The organism is Microcoleus sp. F10-B2 (assembly GCF_036704965.1).
In the GTDB taxonomy this organism is placed as follows: domain Bacteria; phylum Cyanobacteriota; class Cyanobacteriia; order Cyanobacteriales; family Microcoleaceae; genus Microcoleus.
This window is the reverse complement of sequence record NZ_JAUBTB010000173.1, coordinates 1-6278: the sequence shown is the minus strand read 5'-3', so window position 1 is coordinate 6278 and position 6278 is coordinate 1. Positions and strand designations below refer to the sequence as shown.

At 46.0% G+C, this 6278-nt stretch carries 5 protein-coding genes; 1 reads left to right on the top strand and 4 read right to left on the bottom strand.

Annotated elements, in window-relative coordinates; translation table 11 throughout:
* Window positions 1-576: 576 nt before the first annotated feature.
* The 3 genes from QUA99_RS31965 to QUA99_RS31955 form a co-directional block, all read right to left on the bottom strand.
* Window positions 577-2475 carry an ATP-binding protein gene (locus QUA99_RS31965; protein ID WP_333245378.1) on the bottom strand — a complete coding sequence of 633 codons (1899 nt, stop codon included), beginning with the start codon at window positions 2473-2475 and terminating at the stop codon, window positions 577-579.
* A 564-nt stretch (window positions 2476-3039) separates the two neighbouring features.
* Complete coding sequence (locus QUA99_RS31960) at window positions 3040-3267, bottom strand: type II toxin-antitoxin system CcdA family antitoxin (protein ID WP_333046063.1); 228 nt, start codon at window positions 3265-3267, stop codon at window positions 3040-3042.
* A 177-nt stretch (window positions 3268-3444) separates the two neighbouring features.
* The gene (locus tag QUA99_RS31955) at window positions 3445-3654 is read right to left on the bottom strand and encodes a hypothetical protein (protein WP_333245375.1); all 210 of its coding nucleotides are present in this window, start codon (window positions 3652-3654) and stop codon (window positions 3445-3447) included.
* 139 nt (window positions 3655-3793) lie between these two features.
* On the opposite strand from QUA99_RS31955, the gene lepA reads away from it, so the two are divergent.
* Window positions 3794-5608, top strand: a complete 1815-nt coding sequence (gene lepA / locus QUA99_RS31950; protein ID WP_333245372.1) for a translation elongation factor 4 — start codon at window positions 3794-3796, stop codon at window positions 5606-5608.
* 398 nt (window positions 5609-6006) lie between these two features.
* Here lepA and QUA99_RS31945 read toward each other — a convergent pair whose 3' ends face one another.
* Window positions 6007-6213, bottom strand: coding sequence for a hypothetical protein (locus QUA99_RS31945; RefSeq protein WP_333245369.1), 207 nt, complete (start codon window positions 6211-6213; stop codon window positions 6007-6009).
* Window positions 6214-6278 lie beyond the last annotated feature (65 nt).

The following is a 6278-nucleotide window of genomic DNA, read 5'->3' as shown; positions in this document are numbered from 1 at the left end:
TGCCTATCTTTTTTTAGCACAAGTGGGTTAAATCTTTACGCTCTCTGGGTTTGGCGCGGGTTGTCACCCCCCCAGATAATTTACACATATTTGTGGGATGGGCGTCCCGCCCGTCCAGAAAGGACGGGCTACGAGAGCCCATCCCACAAGAACAATAAATTGTAAGTTATTTAATTCTCATTCCTTATTTCTTTAGTCCTGGACGCACGGGCGGTCAGAAACCGAGTTTTTATTGCGAAAATACTGGATTTCGAGCTTTAAAAATGGTAAAAACCCGCTCTTTCGTTGTGACGTTCGAGCATATATGACGAAATTAGGTGCAGAGACCGGGTTTTTGCGTCCGGGACTGTTTTTGCTTCAACGTCCCGATTAGCGATTACTAACCCTCTTCTGTCACTCTGGGAAAATAAAAGTGAGAGCCAAAAATTTAACTGTAGATAGAGCGGGGATTTGAGCGTTTATTTTTTAACAGAATGGCGGAAATCAAGATTTTTGATAAAAGTCTTATGCTCTAAGCATCCCGGATTATTTTCTGCAGAAAGTGACAGAAGAGGGCTAATGACCGATTACCAGTGATTAATTTTTAAAGAGTGGTTCTTGATAAAGCGGCACAGTAAAAGTAACAGTCGATCCAAGTCCTTCCCCCATACTGTAAAAATTTACTGTACCCCCCATTGCTTCTACCAATTTTTGAGAAATAGCCAATCCCAAACCGGTGCCGCCGTATTGTCTGGTGCGAGCGCCGTCCACCTGAAAAAACGACTCAAATAATTTATCTTGCTTGTCGAGAGAAACGCCAATGCCAGTATCAGCGACTCGGATTTTCACCATTCCGGGGAACTGCTGGTTGTGAACAGTCACCTTTTTCTTAATAATTTCGGCACTGATGCGAATTCCCCCTTCCCCGGTAAATTTAATCGCATTGCCAGTAAGGTTCAAGATTACCTGAAGCAGGCGTTGGTAGTTGCCGTACAAAATAATCTCGTCCTCCACCGGAGGTTTTTGGATTTGAAATTGCAATCGCTTTTGCTGTATTTGAACCCGCGTAAAATTCTCAACTTGCTGCAACAGTTCGCCGAGTTTGACGGGAGCGAGGTCTAAGTGCATTTTGCCAGCTTCGATTTTAGCGATATCCAAAATATCGTTAATCACGTTGAACAAATGTACTGCAGATCGGTAAGCTTCTTCGATAAATTGGTGCGCTTCTTCGGGGTCATCTGCCATGCCGTCCACCAGCAGTTTTAGAAAGCCGAGGATGCCGTTGAGGGGAGTGCGAAGTTCGTGAGAAGTATTGGCAAGAAATTGACTTTTAAGTTGGGAAAGAGCTACGGCTTCGGCGCGGGCCTGTTCTAATTCTTGGTAAAGTGTAGCGTGGGCGATCGCACTGCCGACTTGAGCGACTAACTCGCGGGCGAATTCGAGTTCGAGAGGACTCCATTTCGGGGAACTGCCACAGCGGTGCAAAGATATCAGTGCATTGGGTTGGTCTTCATAGGAGGTAGCTGCTACGAGCACGGAATGGCGGTTGAAGGGATCGGCGGCGGGGAAGGCGTAATCGACTGCTACTGGTTTGAGGGTGGCTAAAGTTTGAATCCACCCCGGCTGTTCGGCTGCGCGCAGTTCTAATCCCAGCATAGAAGAGTAAGGTTCTTGGCGGTACTCAGCTACTACTTTAAAAGTTTTAGATTGGAGATTTTCGATTTGAGCTGGGGAAATCGGGGGCAAGCGGTCGCTGGCTATGGACTGTTGTAATTCGGCTGCTGCTGCGGTGAAATTTTGCTGATTTTCCGAGGCAAGGAAGGGGGAGGGTTCGAGATTTTCGCTGTCTTTTTTGTAGGAACAGATGATGCACCGACTCGCGTTCAAAACTTGACCCAAACTGTTAACAGTTTGCTGCCAAATTGTCTCTAGATCGAGGGTTCTGTGCAGGTTTTGAGCAATTTGGGAGATGGTTTGGCGGTCGATTTCCGAGTAGGAAGGGAGCGATCTGCCGGGGATGTGGCTCGCTGGAAGCGGCATTTGTTGGCGGGCGTCCGAGGGGGATGGCAAAGCTTGAGAGAGGATGAATTCTGAGGCACCTGGCTGTCTGTCTGTGGGTTTGTCAGACAGCAGCCTTCCCATAACTAAGACTTTTGCAGCTTTGCCGTTTGAGTCGATCGCCGGAGTGAGTGTCAAATCGAAGAGAAAATATTGTCCGCCGTGGCGAAACGGATAGCTGAAGCGTTGCGGGATCAGGGTTTCGAGCGCCCGCTGCAGGATGTCGAGATAAGGCGCAGGGGGGATGGGTTGCAGGGTTTCGCTGAGGGGGCGATCGACAATTTGTTCTGCTGTGAGCTTGTACCGATCGGCTTTTTGCCAATAAAAAGATAGATATCGACCCCTTGCGTCTTGGGTAAATACTAATTCTGCCCCTAACTCTTGAAAAAAGGCTGTAGAGGCGAGGCTCGATCGCCGGAAATCTGTGTTAGAGTCCATCAGAGTAGGGGATGAAAGTAGTTCTGATTTTTGATTTTTGAGCTTTTTATTAAAAACTCAAGATTCAAAATTGTTTTGGGCTTCTATCGCTAAGTTTTGAGTTATTAAGCCACTCAAAAATTGTTGGCTCTTTGAATTAATAATTCACCGCTCAAAACTCACAATTTACAACTCTTTTATGCTTCTACTACATTGCGTCTTGAGTTATTAATGAATTAAAAATTTTAATGTTTTTAATTCCGAACTCAACTCAAAACTCAAAACTATTTTTTGTCAGCCCTTTTGGGAAATTAAAAAATAAAAATTAAGATTTTGAATTAGGAATCTGCACCGATTAACGATCTAGTTTGAAAATTATGCCAAAATCTGAGCCTGCGAACAACTCAAGTCGGGGACTGACTCGCGCATTTCTTCAGTCACCTTGAAGAGTTACGAGGTTGTGAGTTAGCCGAGTTAGCTGCGAACAACCTGTAGCTTTCGCCGCGAAATCTGCCTGACATCGAAGCAGGCGATCTAAATTTCACAACCTGCTGATTTGCGCGCACCGTTTGGGGCGAGAGAACCTCAGTCGTTCCATTCGCCGCGCGGCGGGACTGGCGGGTTGCGGCGCAAACTCAGAGCCAGCTCGTCTTCGCGGCGCTCGCCTCTGAGCCACTGCTTGATTGCTGTTTCAATGACTTTGCTGGGGTCATTCGTCAAGTGCTTAATTTGGTCTAGCAGTTCAGAATCTATATGGATAGATAGTTCCACTTTTTCTGACGAACTGTGGGAGGGTATACGTGATTCGCTCATCGTTAAAAAATCCTAGTTTTAATTCTTAAGTTTCAATTCCTTCTAGGAATTTACGCCTTTTTGTTTTGAAGGAAGTGTTTTGAAGGAAGTGATGCCTTACCCCTCGTAGATATTCACAGCGGATGAAAACCTATATTTTTTACACCCTTACCGTCCCGCTTCCGTCATTTGACCAAATTATGTGCTTGTTGTCAAGCGCCAGTAACTTCTAACCAATATTTTTAAGTTGGCGATCGCACTCCTGAGAGCAACCTGACTGAGTTGGAGGTTTGAGGGCGGATGTTGGCGATCGGCTGTTCCCCAACCGTTCAAAAGCTTTTTGTACAATAACAGAGAGAAAACTTTTTTCCCAGGAGGGCGTATTGGCTGGAGATGACTGTTTAACATAGCATAAATACAATAAATCTGTCAACCCACAGCCTAGAAAAAATTAAATTCTATTTAAGTCTCTAAATGAGTATAAATGATTGTAAATTGAATGAAGTTTTATAATACAACAAAAGTCAATCTTTTGCCGATAGGTTTTATGACTAACGTTCCTGTATCTCGCATTCGTAATTTTTCGATTATTGCTCACATCGACCACGGAAAATCCACCTTGGCCGATCGCCTGTTGCAGGCGACTGGGACTGTTCAGGCACGGGAGATGAAGGAGCAGTTTTTAGACAATATGGATCTCGAACGCGAACGCGGCATTACGATCAAGCTGCAAGCGGCTCGGATGAATTATACTGCCAAGGACGGTCAGGAGTACGTGCTGAATCTGATCGACACTCCCGGACACGTGGACTTTTCTTACGAGGTGTCGCGATCGCTCGCTGCTTGCGAAGGGGCGCTGCTGGTGGTAGACGCATCTCAAGGCGTGGAAGCACAAACCTTGGCAAATGTCTATCTTGCTTTGGGAAACAATTTGGAAATTATTCCAGTTTTAAATAAAATTGACCTGCCGGGGGCAGAACCGGAACGGGTAAAAGGGGAAATTGAAGAAATTATCGGTCTCGACTGTAGCGGGGCGATTGAGGCTTCGGCTAAGGAAGGAATTGGTATAGATGAGATTTTGGAGTCGATCGTCGAATTGGTGCCGCCGCCGCAGGATACTGTTGAGAAACCGCTGCGGGCGCTAATTTTTGATAGTTATTACGACCCTTATCGCGGGGTAATTGTGTATTTCCGGGTGATGGACGGAAGTGTCAAAAAGGGCGATCGAGTTTTGTTGATGATTTCGGGTAAGGAATATGTCATCGATGAATTGGGCATCCTTTCACCGACTCAAGTTCAAGTAGATGAACTGCACGCGGGGGAAGTTGGTTATCTGGGCGCGGCAATTAAAGCCGTAGCTGATGCTCGCGTCGGCGATACGATTACTTTGGTCAAAAAGCCGGCACCGGAGCCTTGGCCGGGTTATACAGAAGCAAAACCGATGGTTTTTTGCGGCTTGTTCCCGATCGATGCTGACCAATTTCCCGATTTGCGGGAAGCCTTAGAAAAACTCAAACTCAACGATGCGGCGCTTTCTTACGAACCGGAAACTTCGAGTGCGATGGGGTTTGGTTTCCGCTGCGGTTTCTTGGGTTTGCTGCACATGGAAATTGTGCAAGAAAGACTGGAGAGAGAATACAATTTGGATTTGATTGTTACGGCTCCTTCTGTGGTTTATCAAGTCACAACAATTAAAGGGGAAGTGTTAACAATTGACAATCCCAGCCACTTGCCAGAGCCTCAGTATCGCGAGAAAATTGAGGAACCTTATGTGCGGGTAGAAATGCTGTCGCCGGAAACTTATGTGGGCGCGCTGATGGAACTGTCTCAAAGTCGGCGGGGCATTTTTATGGATATGAAGTATCTGAGTCAAGGCCGAACTACGCTGGTTTACGAGTTGCCTTTGGCGGAGGTGGTGACTGACTTTTTCGACCAGATGAAATCGCGATCGCGCGGTTATGCGAGCATGGAGTATCACATAATTGGTTATCGCGAAAATCCGTTGGTGAAAATGGACATTTTAATTAATGGCGATCCGGTTGATGCTTTGGCGATGATCGTACACCGGGATAAGGCTTACAATGTGGGCCGCGGATTGACGGAAAAACTCAAGGAGTTGATTCCCCGCCACCAGTTTAAGGTGCCGATTCAAGCGACAATTGGCGCGAAGGTGATTGCTTCGGAGCACATTCCCGCTTTGCGGAAAGATGTGTTGGCGAAGTGTTACGGCGGCGATATTTCGCGGAAGAAGAAGCTGCTGCAAAAGCAGGCGAAGGGTAAGAAGCGGATGAAGTCTGTGGGTACTGTGGATGTGCCGCAGGAGGCTTTTATGGCTGTGCTGAAGCTCGATCGAGATTCGTAATCTGTATGTAGGGATTTTGTTGGGAACAGGCAAGATGCCTGTTCCACAAAGAGTCATTTTTCTTGTAGTTATTTGCGATTACCTAGAACAGGCAAGATGCCTGTTCCACAAAGAGTCAGTTTTCTTGTGGGATGGGCATCTTGCCCGTCCCTATGGGGCCCAGAAACCGGGTTTTTTCCTGAAAGACGCGTTACACGCCGTAAATTCGGTAAAAAACCCGGTTTTTTTGTGGGAGTGCGTCCAGGACTGTTTAAATCCAAATAAATATAAAGGGTTAGGGAAGTTAGATTAAGAGCGATTCCCTACGGGATAACTACGCTTCACGCACTTTTAGACAGGTCGGGCGATCGCAAAGAATATTGTGTTCTTTACAATCGCCCTTTCTTCTCGGTAAGATGTTAAGCGATGGCGATCAAATTTTTAAAGTCGTCACTACTGAAACGTTCAAAATTATTGGCATTTTTAATCTTGTCTTCGCTCACCCCTTCGATTTTGGCAAGATATTCATTGCCTAATTTAATGAAAGTATCTCGCTGAAAAAAACCAGATTTCTCAAAGCTTAGGTCTTTAAACTCCAAATCAATTAGTTGGATTTTATCCCACATTCCGCAGATGTGGGTCGGATTTCTTTATCAGTTGTGAAAACTTGGAAGCCAAACACTTTTAGGCT